Here is a 17,037-nt window from a genome sequence, read left to right on the forward strand (position 1 = left end):
AGAGCGGGGCAGGATTGCCCGCTCTCTGCTCCGCCAGGAGGAAAGGCCTTGAAAGACCTACTGAATTTGCTGAAAAACCAGGGTCAAGTCGAAGAGTTCGACGCCATCCGTATCGGATTGGCCTCGCCGGAGATGATCCGTTCGTGGTCGTTCGGTGAAGTTAAAAAGCCGGAAACCATCAACTACCGTACGTTCAAACCTGAGCGTGATGGTCTGTTCTGCGCCAAGATCTTTGGCCCGGTAAAGGATTACGAGTGCCTGTGCGGTAAGTACAAGCGCTTGAAGCACCGTGGTGTGATCTGCGAGAAGTGCGGCGTTGAAGTTGCACTGGCCAAGGTTCGTCGTGAGCGCATGGCGCACATCGAACTGGCTTCGCCGGTTGCCCACATCTGGTTCCTGAAATCGCTGCCGTCCCGTATCGGCTTGCTGATGGACATGACCCTGCGTGATATCGAACGCGTTCTCTACTTCGAGAGCTATGTCGTTATCGATCCAGGCATGACCACCCTTGAAAAAGGTCAGCTGCTGAACGACGAGCAGTATTTCGAAGCGCTGGAAGAGTTCGGTGACGATTTCGACGCCCGCATGGGTGCCGAAGCCGTCCGTGAACTGCTGCACGCTATCGACCTGGAACACGAGATTGGCCGTCTGCGCGAAGAGATTCCGCAAACCAACTCGGAAACCAAGATCAAGAAGCTGTCCAAGCGTCTGAAGTTGATGGAAGCCTTCCAGGGTTCCGGCAACCTGCCAGAGTGGATGGTGCTGACCGTTCTGCCGGTTCTGCCGCCAGATCTGCGTCCACTGGTCCCGCTGGATGGCGGTCGTTTCGCCACTTCCGACCTCAACGATCTGTATCGTCGAGTGATCAACCGTAACAACCGTTTGAAGCGCCTGCTGGATCTGTCCGCGCCGGACATCATCGTGCGCAACGAAAAGCGTATGTTGCAGGAAGCGGTCGATGCGCTGCTCGACAACGGTCGTCGTGGCCGCGCTATCACAGGTTCCAACAAGCGTCCTCTGAAATCCCTGGCTGACATGATCAAGGGTAAGCAAGGTCGTTTCCGTCAGAACTTGCTCGGTAAGCGTGTTGACTACTCCGGTCGTTCGGTTATTACCGTAGGCCCGACTCTGCGTCTGCATCAGTGCGGTCTGCCGAAGAAGATGGCTCTCGAGCTGTTCAAACCGTTCATTTTCGGCAAGCTGGAAATGCGTGGTCTCGCAACCACCATCAAAGCGGCCAAGAAAATGGTCGAGCGCGAGCTGCCAGAGGTTTGGGACGTTCTCGCTGAAGTGATTCGCGAACACCCGGTTCTTCTCAACCGTGCACCGACCCTTCACCGTCTGGGTATCCAGGCGTTTGAACCGGTACTGATCGAAGGTAAGGCTATCCAGCTGCACCCTCTGGTCTGTGCTGCGTACAACGCCGACTTCGACGGTGACCAAATGGCCGTGCACGTACCGCTGACACTGGAAGCCCAGTTGGAAGCGCGTGCGTTGATGATGTCGACCAACAACATCCTGTCGCCAGCCAACGGTGAGCCAATCATCGTTCCGTCGCAGGACGTTGTATTGGGTCTGTACTACATGACTCGTGAAGCGATCAACGCCAAGGGCGAAGGTCGTGTGTTCGCGGATCTGCAGGAAGTCGACCGTGTATTCCGTGCCGGCGAAGCCGCGCTGCATGCCAAGGTCAAGGTTCGTATCAACGAAACCGTCAACGATCGTGACGGCAACAGCGTGAGCGGTACCCGTATCGTCGACACCACCGTCGGCCGTGCGCTGCTGTTCCAGGTTGTGCCAAAAGGTCTGTCGTTCGACGTCGTCAACCTGCCGATGAAGAAGAAGGCGATCTCCAAGCTGATCAACCAGTGCTACCGCGTGGTTGGTCTGAAAGAGACCGTGATCTTCGCTGACCAGTTGATGTACACCGGTTTCGCTTACTCGACCATCTCCGGCGTTTCCATCGGTGTTAACGACTTCGTTATCCCGGACGAAAAAGCCCGCATCATCGGTGCAGCCACCGACGAAGTGAAAGAGATCGAGAGCCAGTACGCCTCCGGCCTGGTAACCCAGGGCGAGAAGTACAACAAAGTGATCGACCTCTGGTCGAAAGCGAACGATGAAGTTTCCAAGGCGATGATGGCCAACCTCTCGAAAGAGAAAGTCATCGACCGTCACGGCGACGAAGTCGACCAAGAGTCGTTCAACTCGATGTACATGATGGCCGACTCGGGTGCGCGGGGTTCCGCAGCACAGATTCGTCAGCTGGCCGGTATGCGTGGTCTGATGGCCAAGCCGGACGGCTCCATCATTGAAACGCCGATTACTGCGAACTTCCGTGAAGGTCTGAGCGTACTTCAGTACTTCATCTCGACTCACGGTGCTCGTAAAGGTCTGGCGGATACCGCGTTGAAAACTGCGAACTCCGGTTACCTGACTCGTCGTCTGGTAGACGTGGCGCAGGATCTGGTAGTGACCGAGATCGATTGCGGCACCGAACACGGTCTGCTGATGACTCCGCACATTGAAGGCGGTGACGTTGTAGAGCCGTTGGGTGAGCGCGTATTGGGTCGTGTGATTGCCCGTGACGTGTTCAAGCCAGGTACCGAGGACGTTATCGTTCCTGCCGGCACTCTGGTTGACGAGAAGTGGGTCGAGTTCATCGAGCTGAACAGCATCGACGAAGTGATCGTGCGTTCGCCGATCAGCTGCGAAACCCGCTATGGCATTTGCGCCAAGTGCTACGGCCGTGATCTGGCTCGTGGTCACCAGGTGAACATCGGTGAAGCGGTCGGCGTTATCGCTGCCCAGTCCATCGGTGAGCCGGGTACCCAGCTGACCATGCGTACGTTCCACATTGGTGGTGCGGCAAGCCGTACTTCCGCAGCTGACAGCGTTCAGGTGAAGAATGGCGGTACTGTCCGTCTGCACAACCTGAAGCACGTTGAGCGAGTGGATGGCCACCTGGTTGCTGTGTCCCGTTCCGGTGAGCTGGCAATCGCGGATGACTTCGGTCGTGAGCGCGAGCGTTACAAGCTGCCGTACGGTGCCGTGATTTCGGTCAAGGAAGGTGACAAGGTCGACGCTGGCGCCATCGTGGCCAAGTGGGATCCGCACACTCACCCGATCGTTACCGAAATGAAAGGTACCGTGACCTACGTGGGCATGGAAGAAGGCATCACGATCAAGCGTCAGACTGACGAATTGACCGGTATGACCAACATTGAAGTTCTCGACGCGAAAGATCGTCCAGCTGCCGGTAAGGAAATCCGTCCAGCAGTGAAGATGGTCGACGACAACGGCAAGGATCTGTTGCTGCCAGGCACTGACGTTATCGCTCAGTACTTCCTGCCAGCCAACGCCCTGGTCGGTGTGGCTGACGGTGCGAAGATTGCGATCGGTGACGTTATCGCTCGTATCCCGCAGGAAACTTCGAAGACCCGTGACATCACTGGTGGTCTGCCGCGTGTTGCCGACCTGTTCGAAGCCCGTCGTCCGAAAGAAGCGTCGATTCTTGCTGAAGTCAGCGGCACCATCGCGTTCGGTAAAGAGACCAAAGGCAAGCGCCGTCTGGTCATTACCCCGAACGACGGTAGCGATCCGTACGAAGAGCTGATTCCGAAGTGGCGTCACCTGAACGTCTTCGAAGGCGAGCAGGTAAACCGCGGCGAAGTCATCTCCGACGGCCCAAGCGATCCGCACGACATCCTGCGTCTGCTGGGTGTGAGCGCGCTGGCCAAGTACATCGTCAACGAGATCCAGGACGTTTACCGTCTGCAAGGCGTGAAGATCAACGACAAGCACATCGAGACCATCCTGCGTCAGATGCTGCGTAAAGTTGAGATTTCCGAGTCCGGCGATTCCAGCTTCATCAAGGGCGACCAGATGGAACTGACTCACGTTCTGGTAGAGAACGAGCGTCTGAGCACGGAAGACAAGTTTGTCTCCAAGTTCACTCGCGTTCTGCTGGGTATCACCAAGGCGTCGTTGTCCACCGAATCGTTCATCTCGGCGGCTTCCTTCCAGGAAACCACCCGCGTACTGACCGAAGCGGCAGTCACCGGCAAGCGCGATTACCTGCGCGGCCTGAAAGAAAACGTAGTCGTGGGTCGTCTGATCCCGGCCGGTACCGGTCTTGCCTATCACAGCGAGCGCAAGCGTCGCCGTGATGCCGACAAGCCGTTGCGCGTAAGCGCCAGTGAAGTGGAAGCTGCACTGACCGAAGCGCTGAACTCGAGCGGTAACTGAGTTCTGCGATAAACGAGCGTGAGGCCCTGATCGCTCCGTTCGTCGAATCGAGACATTTAGTCGAGGTTCGACGGGCGGGGAGGTCGGGGCCTTGCCTTGACTGGAATCAAGATCCTCTTTAGACTCTTGATCCCCTAAATTTGGCGGGAATTCGTTCCTGCCATTTTGCTTTTCTTGCAAGACAATAGCGTCGCAAGACAACAGTGGAGCTAGTAGATGGCAACTATCAACCAGCTGGTACGTCAGCCGCGTAAGCGTATCGTCGAGAAATCCGACGTACCTGCGCTGCAGAACTGCCCGCAACGTCGTGGCGTGTGCACCCGTGTGTACACCACCACGCCGAAAAAACCTAACTCGGCACTGCGTAAAGTATGCCGTGTGCGTCTGACCAACGGTTTCGAGGTTTCCTCGTACATCGGCGGTGAAGGCCACAACCTGCAAGAGCACAGCGTGGTACTGATCCGCGGCGGTCGTGTAAAAGACTTGCCAGGTGTTCGTTACCACACCGTTCGCGGCTCCTTGGATACTTCCGGCGTTAAAGGCCGTAACCAGGGTCGTTCGAAGTACGGTACCAAGCGTCCGAAGTAATCGGCCGTTTTGCAGATTTTTATTTTATTGAGTCGATAAGAGTAAGGTCGGGCACGCATCCTCTGGATCTGTCCCGAGCTAACCTGAAGACCGCTTGAGGGCTTATCATGCCAAGACGTCGCGTAGCAGCAAAGCGTGAGATTCTGGACGATCCGAAATACGGAAGCCAGATCCTCGCCAAATTCATGAACCACGTTATGGAAAGCGGCAAGAAAGCCGTTGCCGAGCGTATCGTTTATGGTGCCCTGGAAACCGTTGCGGCCCGTAAGGCTGGCACCGATCCCCTGGAACTCTTCGAAAAAGCACTCGACGCCATCGCTCCGCTGGTCGAAGTGAAGTCGCGCCGCGTTGGTGGTGCTACTTACCAGGTTCCGGTCGAGGTTCGTCCTTCCCGTCGTAACGCTCTGGCAATGCGCTGGTTGGTAGACTTCGCCCGTAAGCGCGGCGAGAAGTCTATGGCTCTGCGTTTGGCTGGCGAACTGCTGGATGCTGCTGAAGGTAAAGGTGCTGCTGTTAAGAAGCGTGAAGACGTGCACCGTATGGCCGAAGCTAACAAAGCTTTCTCGCACTACCGCTTCTAATTTTAGCTTCACTAATTTTGCGAGGGCTTTATGGCTCGTACTACTCCGATTAGCCGCTACCGTAACATCGGTATCGTTGCTCACGTGGATGCTGGTAAAACCACCACCACCGAGCGCGTACTGTTTTACACCGGCAAAAGTCACAAAATGGGCGAGGTGCATGATGGCGCCGCGACCACAGACTGGATGGTTCAGGAGCAGGAGCGTGGTATTACCATTACTTCTGCTGCCATTACCGCCTTCTGGAAAGGTTCCGAGAAGCAGTACTCTCACGAGCACCGTTTCAACGTAATCGATACCCCGGGCCACGTTGACTTCACCATTGAAGTTGAGCGTTCCCTGCGCGTACTCGACGGCGCTGTCGTTGTGTTCTGCGGTACTTCGGGTGTTGAGCCTCAGTCGGAAACCGTATGGCGTCAAGCCAACAAATACGGCGTTCCACGTCTTGTTTACGTAAACAAGATGGACCGTGCCGGCGCCAACTTCCTGCGCGTGATCGGTCAGATCAAGCAGCGTTTGGGTCACACTCCGGTGCCGATCCAGTTGGCCATCGGTTCCGAAGACAACTTCCAGGGTCAGATCGATCTGATCAATATGCAAGCTGTCTACTGGAACGACTCCGACAAAGGTATGGTCCCTGTTCGCAAGGACATTCCTGCCGAGCTGCAAGAGCTGGCTGAAGAGTGGCGCAACAACATGGTTGAGGCTGCTGCCGAAGCCAACGAAGAGCTGATGAACAAGTACCTGGAAGGCGAAGAGCTGTCGATCGAAGAGATCAAGGCTGCTTTGCGTCAGCGTACTATCGCCGGCGAAATCGTTCTGGCTGTTTGCGGTTCTTCGTTCAAGAACAAGGGTGTTCCCCTGGTTCTCGACGCCGTTATCGACTACCTGCCTGCTCCGACCGACATTCCTGCTATCAAGGGTTCCAACCCTGATAACGAGGAAGAAGAGATGGAGCGTCATGCAGACGACAACGAGCCTTTCGCGGCTCTGGCGTTCAAGATCGCTACCGACCCATTCGTGGGTACTCTGACCTTCGTCCGCGTTTACTCGGGCGTGTTGAACTCCGGCGACGGCGTGATCAACTCGGTCAAAGGCAAGAAAGAGCGCGTGGGTCGTATGGTGCAAATGCACGCAAACGCCCGTGAAGAGATCAAGGAAGTGCGCGCTGGCGACATCGCGGCCCTGATCGGCATGAAGGACGTCACCACTGGTGAAACCCTCTGCAACGCTGACAAGCCAATCATCCTGGTTCGCATGGACTTCCCGGAGCCGGTTATTTCGGTTGCCGTAGAGCCTAAGACCAAGGATGACCAGGAGAAAATGGGTATCGCTCTGGGCAAGCTCGCTCAGGAAGACCCGTCTTTCCGCGTTAAAACTGATGAAGAGACTGGTCAGACGATCATCTCCGGCATGGGCGAGCTGCACCTGGACATCCTGGTTGACCGGATGCGCCGTGAGTTCAACGTCGAAGCCAACATCGGCAAGCCTCAGGTTTCGTATCGTGAGCGCATCACGAAGAACTGTGAAATCGAAGGCAAGTTCGTTCGTCAGTCCGGTGGTCGCGGCCAGTTCGGTCACTGCTGGATCCGTTTTGCTCCTGCTGACGAAGGTCAGGAAGGTCTGCAATTCGTGAACGAAGTTGTAGGTGGTGTGGTTCCTAAGGAATACATCCCGGCTATCCAGAAGGGTATCGAAGAGCAGATGAAGAACGGCGTAGTTGCCGGCTATCCGCTGATCGGCCTGAAGGCTACCGTGTTCGATGGTTCTTACCACGACGTCGACTCCAACGAGATGGCGTTCAAGGTGGCTGCTTCCATGGCGACCAAGCAACTGGCCCAGAAGGGCGGTGGTGAGTTGCTCGAGCCGATCATGGCGGTAGAGGTTGTTACGCCTGAAGACTATATGGGTGACGTGATGGGCGACCTTAACCGTCGTCGCGGCATGATCCAGGGTATGGAAGACACAGTGTCCGGCAAGGTTATCCGTGCCGAGGTTCCACTGGGTGAGATGTTCGGTTATGCGACCGACGTTCGTTCCATGTCCCAGGGTCGCGCAAGCTACTCTATGGAATTCAAAAAATACGATACGGCTCCGTCGCACATCGTCGAATCCGTAACCAAAAAACAAGGCTGATTCAGCCCCTTTAGGCTAGGAGTTAATTGTCGTGGCTAAAGAAAAATTTGATCGTTCCCTACCGCACGTCAACGTTGGCACCATTGGTCACGTTGACCACGGTAAAACCACTCTGACTGCTGCTCTGACTCGCGTCTGCTCCGAAGTTTTCGGTTCGGCCGTCGTTGAATTCGACAAGATCGACAGCGCACCAGAAGAAAAAGCTCGCGGTATCACCATCAACACCGCTCACGTTGAGTACAACTCGACTATTCGTCACTACGCTCACGTTGACTGCCCAGGTCACGCTGACTACGTGAAGAACATGATCACTGGTGCTGCCCAGATGGACGGCGCGATCCTGGTTTGCTCGGCCGCTGATGGTCCGATGCCACAAACCCGTGAGCACATCCTGCTGTCCCGTCAGGTAGGTGTTCCGTACATCGTGGTTTTCCTGAACAAGGCTGACCTGGTAGACGACGCTGAGCTGCTGGAACTGGTTGAGATGGAAGTTCGTGACCTGCTGTCGACCTACGACTTCCCGGGCGACGACACTCCGATCATCATCGGTTCGGCTCGTATGGCGCTGGAAGGCAAAGACGACAACGAAATGGGCACCACTGCCGTTCGTAAACTGGTTGAAACTCTGGATACCTACATCCCAGAACCAGTTCGTATGATCGACAAGCCGTTCCTGATGCCAATCGAAGACGTATTCTCGATCTCCGGTCGCGGTACTGTTGTGACTGGTCGTATCGAGCGCGGTATCGTTCGCGTTCAGGACGCTCTGGAAATCGTTGGTCTGCGTGACACCACCACCACCACCTGCACCGGTGTTGAGATGTTCCGCAAGCTGCTCGACGAAGGTCGTGCTGGCGAGAACTGCGGCGTTCTGCTGCGTGGTACCAAGCGTGATGACGTTGAGCGTGGCCAGGTTCTGGTCAAGCCAGGTTCGGTCAAGCCGCACACCAAGTTCACTGCAGAAGTTTACGTTCTGAGCAAGGAAGAAGGCGGTCGTCACACTCCGTTCTTCAAAGGCTACCGTCCACAGTTCTACTTCCGTACTACTGACGTGACTGGTAACTGCGAGCTGCCAGAAGGCGTTGAAATGGTAATGCCAGGTGACAACATTCAGATGACTGTTACCCTGATCAAAACCATCGCGATGGAAGACGGTCTGCGTTTCGCTATCCGTGAAGGCGGTCGTACCGTCGGCGCTGGCGTCGTAGCCAAAATCATCGAGTAAGACTTTTAAAGTCAGCTTGATGGATTGAAAAAGCCCCCGCTCAGCGGGGGCTTTTTTATTGGGTTGACACCTATCGGGGGCGTCTATAGAATTGCGCCTCCTTTTAACGGGCGTATTGCGCCCGGTGGGAATAGCAGCCGGAGTCTGAAATCCAATGCAAAATCAGCAAATCCGTATCAGGTTGAAGGCTTTTGACCATCGCCTGATCGACCAATCAACCCAGGAAATCGTGGAAACCGCGAAACGTACTGGTGCTCAAGTGCGTGGTCCAATTCCACTGCCTACCCGTAAAGAGCGGTTCACCGTTCTGGTTTCCCCGCACGTCAACAAAGACGCGCGTGACCAGTACGAGATCCGCACTCATAAGCGTGTTCTGGACATCGTCCAGCCAACGGATAAAACCGTTGATGCGCTGATGAAGCTTGATCTTGCGGCCGGTGTGGAAGTGCAGATCAGCCTCGGCTAAGACTCGGTCTTGGTCGTGTAACGCTCTGAAATGGGCGGCCATAGCGGGTGAAAGCCCCGTACACTCATGAGGTTTACAACATGACTATTGGTGTAGTCGGTCGTAAATGCGGTATGACCCGTATTTTCACCGAAGAAGGTGTCTCCATTCCGGTCACGGTCATTGAGATCGAGCCGAATCGCGTCACCCAGTTCAAAACTGAAGAGACCGATGGCTATCGTGCAGTGCAAGTCACTGTCGGCGAGCGTCGCGCTTCGCGTGTAACAGCAGCTCAGGCTGGCCACTTCGCTAAAGCGAACGTAGCCGCTGGTCGCACCACCATGGAATTCCGTCTTGAAGAAGGCGAGTACCAGGCTGGCGATCTGATCAACGCTGAAATCTTCGCCGCTGGTCAACTGGTTGATGTAACCGGTCAGTCCAAGGGTAAAGGCTTCCAGGGTACGATCAAGCGTTGGAATTTCCGCGGGCAAGATAACACCCACGGTAACTCCGTATCCCACCGCGTCCCAGGCTCTATCGGCCAGTGCCAGACTCCTGGTCGTGTATTCAAGGGCAAAAAAATGTCCGGTCATATGGGCGCTGAGCGCGTGACCGTGCAGTCCCTGGAAGTAGTGCGCGTGGACGCTGAACGCAATCTGTTGTTGGTCAAGGGTGCTGTTCCTGGCGCTACTGGCGGCAACCTGGTTGTACGTCCAGCAGCCAAGGCTCGCGGTTAAGGGGAAGCTGACATGCAATTAAATGTAAATGACGCTCAAGCGATCGAAGTTTCCGAACTGACATTTGGCGGCGAATTCAACGAGACGCTGGTTCACCAAGCAGTCGTGGCCTACATGGCCGGCGGCCGTCAAGGTAGCAAGCAGCAGAAGACCCGTTCCGACGTTCGTGGTGGCGGCAAGCGCCCATGGCGTCAGAAAGGTACTGGCCGTGCTCGTGCCGGTACTATCCGTAGCCCAATCTGGCGTGGCGGCGGTACCACTTTCGCAGCTCGTCCACAGGATCACTCCCAGAAGCTGAACAAGAAGATGTATCGCGCAGCAATGCGTTCCATCCTTGCTGAGCTGGTGCGTACTGATCGTCTGGTCGTGGTTCAGGATTTCGCTGTTGAAACTCCGAAAACCAAAGATCTGCTGGGCAAACTGAACAACATGAGCCTGACCGACGTTCTGATCGTGTCGGACGCTGTTGATCAGAACCTGTACCTGGCTGCTCGCAACCTGCCGCACGTAGATGTACGTGACGTGCAAGGTTCCGATCCAGTTAGTCTGATCGCATACGACAAGGTGTTGATCACCGTGTCGGCCGTGAAGAAATTCGAGGAGCTGCTGGGATGAACCAGGAACGCGTATTTAAAGTTCTGCTTGGCCCGCACGTTTCCGAGAAGGCTACGGTTCTGGCAGACAAGAAAGGCCAGTTCGTTTTCAAGGTTGCTACCGATGCAACCAAGCTGGAAATCAAGAAGGCCGTCGAAAGCCTGTTCAGCGTGAAAGTAGAGCGCGTCACTACCCTGAATGTTCTGGGTAAGAGCAAGCGCACTGCTCGCGGTCTGGGCAAGCGTAATGACTGGAAGAAGGCAGTTATCTCCCTTCAGCCAGGCCAAGATCTCGATTTCAGCAGCAGTGCTGAGTAAGGAAGGGGTGCATCATGGCAATCGTTAAATGCAAACCGACTTCCCCTGGCCGCCGTTTTGTGGTCAAGGTGGTCAACCAGGAGCTGCATAAAGGCGCTCCTCACGCACCGCTGCTCGAGAAAAAATCGAAGTCTGGTGGTCGTAACAACAATGGCCGTATTACCACTCGTCACATCGGTGGTGGTCATAAGCAGCATTACCGTATGGTCGATTTCCGTCGCAACGACAAAGATGGCATCGTCGCCACTGTCGAGCGTATCGAATACGATCCAAACCGTACTGCTCACATCGCACTGCTCTGCTACGCAGACGGCGAGCGCCGCTACATCATCGCCCCTAAAGGCGTGAGTGCTGGCGACCAGCTGATCGCAGGCGCTCTGGCTCCAATCAAGCCAGGCAACGCTCTGCAACTGCGCAACATTCCAGTCGGTTCTACCGTACACGGCATCGAATTGAAGCCAGGTAAAGGTGCACAGATCGCTCGTTCCGCTGGTGCTTCGGCTCAGCTGATCGCTCGTGAAGGTGTCTACGTGACCCTGCGTCTGCGTTCCGGTGAAATGCGTAAAGTCCTGGCTGAATGCCGTGCGACCCTGGGTGAAGTCTCGAACTCCGAGCACAGCCTGCGTTCGCTGGGTAAAGCTGGTGCCAAACGCTGGCGTGGCGTTCGCCCAACCGTTCGTGGTGTTGCCATGAACCCGGTTGACCACCCACATGGTGGTGGTGAAGGTCGTACCTCTGGTGGTCGTCATCCGGTATCGCCATGGGGCTTCCCGACTAAGGGCGCGAAGACTCGTGGTAATAAGCGTACCGACAAAATGATCGTCCGTCGTCGCAAGTAAATAGAGGGATACGACAGTGCCACGTTCTCTGAAAAAAGGTCCTTTTATTGATCTTCACCTACTGAAGAAGATCGAAGTGGCGGCGGAAAAGAACGATCGCAAACCAATTAAAACCTGGTCGCGTCGTTCGATGATCCTGCCACAAATGGTCGGTCTGACCATCGCAGTACACAACGGTCGTCAGCACGTCCCAGTTCTCGTTAACGAAGACATGGTCGGCCACAAACTGGGCGAGTTCGCCGGTACCCGCAACTATCGCGGGCACGTGGCTGACAAGAAAGCCAAGCGTTAAGGGGTAAGGAAATGGAAGTAGCCGCTAAGTTGTCGGGCGCTCGAATCTCCGCCCAGAAAGCCCGCTTGGTCGCCGACCAGATCCGCGGGAAGAAGGTGGGCGAAGCGCTCAACCTGTTGGCTTTCAGCAGTAAGAAAGCCGCCGAGATCATGAAGAAAGTGCTGGAGTCGGCCGTAGCCAACGCCGAGCATAACGAAGGCGCAGACGTTGATGACCTGAAAGTCAGCACCGTTTTCGTCAACGAAGGGCGTTCGCTGAAGCGCATCATGCCACGTGCCAAAGGCCGTGCTGATCGCATCGTCAAGCGGTCTTGCCATATCACTGTCAAGGTTGCTGACAAGTAACGGAGTCGAAGAGATGGGTCAGAAAGTACATCCCATTGGCATTCGCCTGGGAATCGTCAAGGAGCACACCTCCGTCTGGTACGCAGACGGTCGGACTTATGCGGACTACTTGTTCGCAGATCTGAAAGTGCGTGAGTATCTCCAAGACAAACTAAAAAGCGCGTCCGTAAGCCGTATCGATATCCATCGTCCGGCCCAAACTGCACGCATCACCATCCACACCGCTCGTCCAGGTATCGTTATCGGGAAGAAAGGTGAAGATGTTGAGAAACTGCGTCAGGACCTGACCAAGCAAATGGGTGTGCCTGTGCACATCAATATCGAAGAGATCCGCAAGCCGGAGCTCGACGGTATGCTGGTTGCGCAGAGCGTAGCTCAGCAGCTGGAGCGTCGTGTAATGTTCCGTCGCGCTATGAAGCGCGCTGTACAGAACGCCATGCGCATTGGTGCCAAAGGCATCAAAATCCAAGTGAGCGGTCGTCTCGGCGGTGCTGAAATCGCACGTACTGAATGGTATCGCGAAGGTCGTGTGCCACTGCACACCCTGCGTGCCGACATCGACTATGCCAACTACGAAGCTCACACCACTTATGGTGTGATCGGTGTAAAGGTTTGGATCTTCAAAGGCGAAGTTATTGGTGGTCGCCAAGAAGAACTGAAACCACAAGCACCAGCGCCTCGTAAAAAAGCTGCTAAGTAAGGGGTACGCCAAATGTTGCAACCAAAGCGTACGAAGTTCCGCAAGCAGATGACCGGCCACAACCGTGGTCTGGCACTGCGCGGTAGCAAAGTCAGCTTCGGCGAGTTCGCGCTGAAGTCTGTTGCTCGTGGTCGTCTCACCGCTCGTCAGATCGAGTCAGCGCGTCGTGCTCTGACCCGTCACGTAAAACGTGGCGGCAAGATCTGGATCCGTGTATTCCCGGACAAGCCGATCTCCAAGAAACCTCTCGAGGTTCGTATGGGTAAAGGTAAGGGTAACGTGGAGTACTGGGTTGCCCAGATTCAGCCAGGCAAAGTCCTGTATGAAATCGAGGGTGTTTCTGAAGAGCTGGCGCGTGAGGCTTTCGCCCTGGCTGCTGCAAAGCTGCCGCTCGCCACCTCCTTTGTTAAACGGACGGTGATGTGATGAAAGCGAATGAACTTCGTGAAAAATCCGCACAGCAGCTGAACGAGCAACTGCTCGGCCTGCTGCGCGACCAGTTCAATCTGCGCATGCAGAAAGCAACTGGCCAGTTGGGGCAGTCTCATCTGCTCTCGCAAGTTAAGCGTGACATCGCTCGCGTGAAGACTGTGCTCAACCAGCAGGCAGGTAAGTGATCATGGCTGAAGCCGAAAAAACTGTCCGTACGCTGACTGGCCGTGTTGTCAGCGACAAGATGGACAAAACCATCACCGTTCTGATCGAGCGTCGCGTTAAGCACCCGATCTACGGTAAATACGTTAAGCGTTCGACTAAGCTGCACGCGCACGACGAAACCAATCAGTGCCACATCGGCGACAAAGTCACTATTCGTGAAACTCGTCCGATGGCCAAGACCAAATCTTGGGCGCTGGTTGATGTTCTCGAACGCGCTGTGGAAGTCTAAGGGCTAGGGGTCGGAGAAATTATATGATTCAGACTCAATCCATGCTCGATGTGGCCGATAACAGCGGCGCTCGCCGCGTTATGTGCATCAAGGTGCTGGGTGGCTCCCATCGTCGTTACGCTGGTATCGGTGACATCATCAAAGTTACCGTCAAGGAAGCAATTCCGCGCGGTAAGGTGAAAAAAGGCCAAGTGATGACTGCTGTTGTAGTCCGCACTCGTCACGGCGTACGTCGTGCTGATGGCTCCATTATCCGCTTTGATGGCAACGCTGCTGTTCTTCTGAACAACAAGCAAGAGCCGATCGGCACCCGTATCTTTGGGCCAGTGACCCGTGAACTTCGTACTGAGAAGTTCATGAAGATCGTCTCGCTCGCCCCAGAAGTGCTGTAAGGAGATCCGACATGCAAAAGATTCGTCGTGACGACGAGATCATCGTGATCGCCGGCAAAGACAAAGGTAAGCGCGGTAAGGTGCTGAAGGTTCTTGCTGACAACCGTCTGGTTGTTGGCGGTCTGAACCTGGTCAAGCGTCATACCAAGCCTAACCCGATGTCGGGCGTACAGGGCGGTATCGTCGAGAAAGAAGCGCCACTGCACGCTTCCAACGTCGCCATCTTCAACGGCGAAACCAACAAGGCTGACCGCGTTGGTTTCAAAGTAGAAGACGGTAAGAAAATTCGTGTCTTCAAGTCGACCCAAAAAGCGGTTGATGCTTGAACACTGCTAGGTAGAAGACCATGGCACGACTAAAAGAGATTTACCGGAAGGAAATCGCTCCGAAACTTAAGGAAGAACTTAAGCTTTCGAACGTGATGGAAGTTCCGCGCGTTACCAAAATCACCCTGAACATGGGTCTGGGCGAAGCGATCGGCGACAAAAAAGTCATCGAGCACGCTGTTGCTGACCTGGAAAAGATCACCGGCCAGAAAGTCGTTGTGACCTACGCTCGTAAATCCATCGCTGGCTTCAAAGTCCGCGAAGGATGGCCGATCGGCGTCAAAGTGACCCTGCGCCGTGAGCGTATGTACGAGTTCCTGGATCGTCTGCTGTCGATCTCCCTGCCTCGGGTTCGCGACTTCCGCGGCCTGAATGCCAAGTCCTTCGATGGTCGTGGCAACTACAGCATGGGCGTGAAAGAGCAGATCATCTTCCCGGAAATCGACTACGACAAGATCGATGCTCTCCGCGGTCTGGACATTACCCTGACCACCACTGCCAAGAACGATGATGAAGGCCGCGCTCTGCTGCGTGCTTTCAAATTCCCGTTCCGCAACTGATTGGAGTAGGAAAATGGCCAAGAAGAGCATGAAAAACCGTGAGCTGAAGCGTCAGCTCACCGTTGCCAAGTACGCCACCAAGCGTGCAGCGCTGAAAGCTATCATCGTCGATCTGAACGCAAGTCCAGAAGCGCGTTGGGAAGCTACCGTAGCTCTGCAGAAGCAACCACGTGACGCAAGCGCTTCGCGCATGCGTAACCGTTGCCGCCTGACTGGTCGTCCGCACGGCGTGTACCGCAAGTTCGGCCTCGGCCGTAACATGCTGCGTCAAGCTGCAATGCGCGGTGACGTACCAGGTCTGGTTAAAGCCAGCTGGTAACAGTTGTCAAAGTCTCGATGTTCGGGTTCGCAAGAACCTGACCATCGGTGGCCTTGAATCTGAATCAAGCCCCTTTTGGGGCTTGATTCATTTCTGGGGTGTGTCTAGAATGACCGGCTCGCCTGAGCCCGTGTTTTTCTGCCCGGAAGTTCTCGGCGACAAGTAGTAGCCGCAAGGCTAATTTTTTTGTATTAGGAGCGTCTAGCCCATGAGTATGCAGGACCCGTTAGCGGACATGCTAACTCGAATCCGTAATGCCCAGATGGCTGAAAAGTCTGTCGTAAGCATGCCGTCTTCCACGTTGAAGGCTGCTGTAGCAAAAGTCCTGAAGGACGAAGGTTACATCGCGGATTTTCAGATCACCACCGACGCCAAGCCGTCGCTGTCCATCTCGCTGAAGTACTTCGAAGGCCGTCCGGTTATCGAAGAAGTGAAGCGCGTTAGTCGTCCAGGCCTGCGTCAGTACAAGTCCGTTGAAGATCTGCCGAAAGTTCGTGGCGGTCTTGGCGTGTCTATCGTCTCCACCAACAAAGGTGTGATGACGGATCGTGCTGCGCGCGCTGCCGGTGTCGGCGGCGAAGTTCTTTGCACTGTGTTCTAAGGGGGGATAAGCATGTCTCGCGTCGCTAAGAACCCCGTTAAGCTGCCAGCCGGTGTCGAAGTCAAATTCGCAGGCCAACAGCTTTCGGTGAAGGGTGCCAAGGGTACTCTTGAACTGAACATCCATTCGTCCGTTGAGATCGTTGAAGAAGCTGGTGAGCTGCGTTTCGCTGCTCGCAATGGCGATCAACAAACTCGCGCAATGGCCGGTACCACGCGTGCGTTGGTAAACAACATGGTCCAGGGCGTAAGCCAAGGCTTCGAGCGCAAGCTCCAGCTGGTCGGTGTTGGTTACAAAGCGCAAGCAAAAGGTCAGGTTCTGAACCTGGCTCTTGGCTTCTCGCACCCAGTGGATTACGAACTGCCGGAAGGCATCACCGCTGAGACTCCTAGCCAGACCGATATCCTGATCAAGGGCATCGACAAGCAGCTGGTAGGTCAAGTGGCCGCCGAGATCCGCGACTTCCGTCCACCAGAGCCGTACAAAGGCAAAGGTGTGCGCTACGCGGACGAAGTCGTCCGTCGTAAAGAAGCCAAGAAGAAGTAGGGCATAGCAAATGACCGACAAAAAAGTTACTCGACTGCGTCGCGCTCGCAAAGCACGCCTGAAAATGCACGAACTCGAAGTCGTGCGTCTCTGCGTGTTCCGCTCGTCGCAGCACATCTACGCCCAGGTCATCTCGGCCGACGGCAACAAAGTCCTGGCAAGTGCCTCGACTTTGGATAAAGAACTGCGTGATGGTGCCACTGGCAACATCGACGCGGCCACAAAGGTTGGCCAGCTGGTCGCTACGCGTGCTAAGGCCGCTGGCGTCTCGCAAGTGGCTTTCGACCGCTCTGGCTTCAAGTATCACGGCCGCGTTAAAGCGCTGGCTGATGCTGCTCGTGAAGCTGGGCTGGAGTTCTAA

The 17,037-nt window shown here is 55.4% G+C and carries 23 protein-coding genes; all 23 read left to right on the forward strand.

Annotation, left to right across the window (positions count from 1 at the left end; translation table 11 throughout):
* The first annotated feature begins 48 nt into the window (after nt 1-48).
* The 23 genes from rpoC to rplR all read left to right on the forward strand — a co-directional run bounded on the left by rpoC (nt 49) and on the right by rplR (nt 17,037).
* Nucleotides 49-4,248 carry a DNA-directed RNA polymerase subunit beta' gene (rpoC, locus tag QRN33_RS16420; protein WP_042610656.1) on the forward strand — a complete coding sequence of 1,400 codons (4,200 nt, stop codon included), beginning with the start codon at nt 49-51 and terminating at the stop codon, nt 4,246-4,248.
* A 216-nt stretch (nt 4,249-4,464) separates the two neighbouring features.
* A complete protein-coding gene (gene rpsL / locus QRN33_RS16425; protein WP_003186084.1) occupies nt 4,465-4,836 on the forward strand; it encodes a 30S ribosomal protein S12 in 372 nt (123 codons plus the stop codon).
* Nucleotides 4,837-4,943: 107 nt separating this feature from the next.
* Nucleotides 4,944-5,417, forward strand: coding sequence for a 30S ribosomal protein S7 (gene rpsG / locus QRN33_RS16430; protein ID WP_016772941.1), 474 nt, complete (start codon nt 4,944-4,946; stop codon nt 5,415-5,417).
* 30 nt (nt 5,418-5,447) lie between these two features.
* Entirely contained in the window at nt 5,448-7,553 is a 2,106-nt protein-coding gene (gene fusA, locus QRN33_RS16435; protein ID WP_016772942.1) for an elongation factor G, read from the forward strand.
* A 31-nt stretch (nt 7,554-7,584) separates the two neighbouring features.
* Nucleotides 7,585-8,778 (forward strand): elongation factor Tu, encoded by a 1,194-nt coding sequence (tuf, locus tag QRN33_RS16440; RefSeq protein ID WP_024014521.1) that lies wholly within the window; start codon nt 7,585-7,587, stop codon nt 8,776-8,778.
* Between the two features lie 154 nt (nt 8,779-8,932).
* Nucleotides 8,933-9,244, forward strand: coding sequence for a 30S ribosomal protein S10 (gene rpsJ / locus QRN33_RS16445; RefSeq protein WP_003186070.1), 312 nt, complete (start codon nt 8,933-8,935; stop codon nt 9,242-9,244).
* An 80-nt stretch (nt 9,245-9,324) separates the two neighbouring features.
* Nucleotides 9,325-9,960, forward strand: coding sequence for a 50S ribosomal protein L3 (gene rplC / locus QRN33_RS16450; protein ID WP_003228738.1), 636 nt, complete (start codon nt 9,325-9,327; stop codon nt 9,958-9,960).
* 12 nt (nt 9,961-9,972) lie between these two features.
* On the forward strand, nt 9,973-10,575 hold the full coding sequence (gene rplD, locus QRN33_RS16455) for a 50S ribosomal protein L4 (protein WP_003228735.1): 603 nt from the start codon (nt 9,973-9,975) through the stop codon (nt 10,573-10,575).
* The gene (gene rplW, locus QRN33_RS16460) at nt 10,572-10,871 is read left to right on the forward strand and encodes a 50S ribosomal protein L23 (protein ID WP_002555488.1); all 300 of its coding nucleotides are present in this window, start codon (nt 10,572-10,574) and stop codon (nt 10,869-10,871) included. The genes rplD and rplW overlap by 4 nt, the downstream gene beginning before the upstream one ends.
* A 14-nt stretch (nt 10,872-10,885) precedes the next feature.
* On the forward strand, nt 10,886-11,710 hold the full coding sequence (gene rplB / locus QRN33_RS16465; RefSeq protein ID WP_016772943.1) for a 50S ribosomal protein L2: 825 nt from the start codon (nt 10,886-10,888) through the stop codon (nt 11,708-11,710).
* 16 nt (nt 11,711-11,726) lie between these two features.
* Nucleotides 11,727-12,002, forward strand: coding sequence for a 30S ribosomal protein S19 (gene rpsS, locus QRN33_RS16470; protein ID WP_011336172.1), 276 nt, complete (start codon nt 11,727-11,729; stop codon nt 12,000-12,002).
* Nucleotides 12,003-12,013: 11 nt separating this feature from the next.
* Entirely contained in the window at nt 12,014-12,346 is a 333-nt protein-coding gene (gene rplV, locus QRN33_RS16475; RefSeq protein ID WP_003103908.1) for a 50S ribosomal protein L22, read from the forward strand.
* 13 nt (nt 12,347-12,359) lie between these two features.
* Complete coding sequence (gene rpsC / locus QRN33_RS16480; RefSeq protein ID WP_003176422.1) at nt 12,360-13,046, forward strand: 30S ribosomal protein S3; 687 nt, start codon at nt 12,360-12,362, stop codon at nt 13,044-13,046.
* 12 nt (nt 13,047-13,058) lie between these two features.
* Complete coding sequence (gene rplP, locus QRN33_RS16485; protein ID WP_003228729.1) at nt 13,059-13,472, forward strand: 50S ribosomal protein L16; 414 nt, start codon at nt 13,059-13,061, stop codon at nt 13,470-13,472.
* Nucleotides 13,472-13,663, forward strand: a complete 192-nt coding sequence (rpmC, locus tag QRN33_RS16490; RefSeq protein WP_002555481.1) for a 50S ribosomal protein L29 — start codon at nt 13,472-13,474, stop codon at nt 13,661-13,663. The genes rplP and rpmC overlap by 1 nt, the downstream gene beginning before the upstream one ends.
* A 2-nt stretch (nt 13,664-13,665) precedes the next feature.
* Complete coding sequence (gene rpsQ, locus QRN33_RS16495; RefSeq protein ID WP_003194644.1) at nt 13,666-13,932, forward strand: 30S ribosomal protein S17; 267 nt, start codon at nt 13,666-13,668, stop codon at nt 13,930-13,932.
* 23 nt (nt 13,933-13,955) lie between these two features.
* On the forward strand, nt 13,956-14,324 hold the full coding sequence (gene rplN / locus QRN33_RS16500) for a 50S ribosomal protein L14 (RefSeq protein ID WP_002555479.1): 369 nt from the start codon (nt 13,956-13,958) through the stop codon (nt 14,322-14,324).
* Between the two features lie 11 nt (nt 14,325-14,335).
* A complete protein-coding gene (gene rplX / locus QRN33_RS16505) occupies nt 14,336-14,650 on the forward strand; it encodes a 50S ribosomal protein L24 (RefSeq protein WP_003186046.1) in 315 nt (104 codons plus the stop codon).
* Between the two features lie 20 nt (nt 14,651-14,670).
* Nucleotides 14,671-15,210, forward strand: a complete 540-nt coding sequence (gene rplE, locus QRN33_RS16510; RefSeq protein ID WP_003210069.1) for a 50S ribosomal protein L5 — start codon at nt 14,671-14,673, stop codon at nt 15,208-15,210.
* 13 nt (nt 15,211-15,223) lie between these two features.
* The gene (gene rpsN, locus QRN33_RS16515) at nt 15,224-15,529 is read left to right on the forward strand and encodes a 30S ribosomal protein S14 (RefSeq protein WP_003186042.1); all 306 of its coding nucleotides are present in this window, start codon (nt 15,224-15,226) and stop codon (nt 15,527-15,529) included.
* 208 nt (nt 15,530-15,737) lie between these two features.
* Nucleotides 15,738-16,130 carry a 30S ribosomal protein S8 gene (rpsH, locus tag QRN33_RS16520; RefSeq protein WP_016772944.1) on the forward strand — a complete coding sequence of 131 codons (393 nt, stop codon included), beginning with the start codon at nt 15,738-15,740 and terminating at the stop codon, nt 16,128-16,130.
* A gap of 12 nt (nt 16,131-16,142) precedes the next feature.
* Nucleotides 16,143-16,676: a 50S ribosomal protein L6 gene (gene rplF / locus QRN33_RS16525; RefSeq protein ID WP_003228722.1), complete on the forward strand. Its 534-nt coding sequence runs from the start codon at nt 16,143-16,145 to the stop codon at nt 16,674-16,676.
* Between the two features lie 10 nt (nt 16,677-16,686).
* Nucleotides 16,687-17,037, forward strand: a complete 351-nt coding sequence (rplR, locus tag QRN33_RS16530) for a 50S ribosomal protein L18 (RefSeq protein ID WP_003186037.1) — start codon at nt 16,687-16,689, stop codon at nt 17,035-17,037.

The sequence above is a fragment of the Pseudomonas sp. FR229a genome (genome assembly GCF_030209115.1).
GTDB lineage: Bacteria > Pseudomonadota > Gammaproteobacteria > Pseudomonadales > Pseudomonadaceae > Aquipseudomonas > Aquipseudomonas moraviensis_A.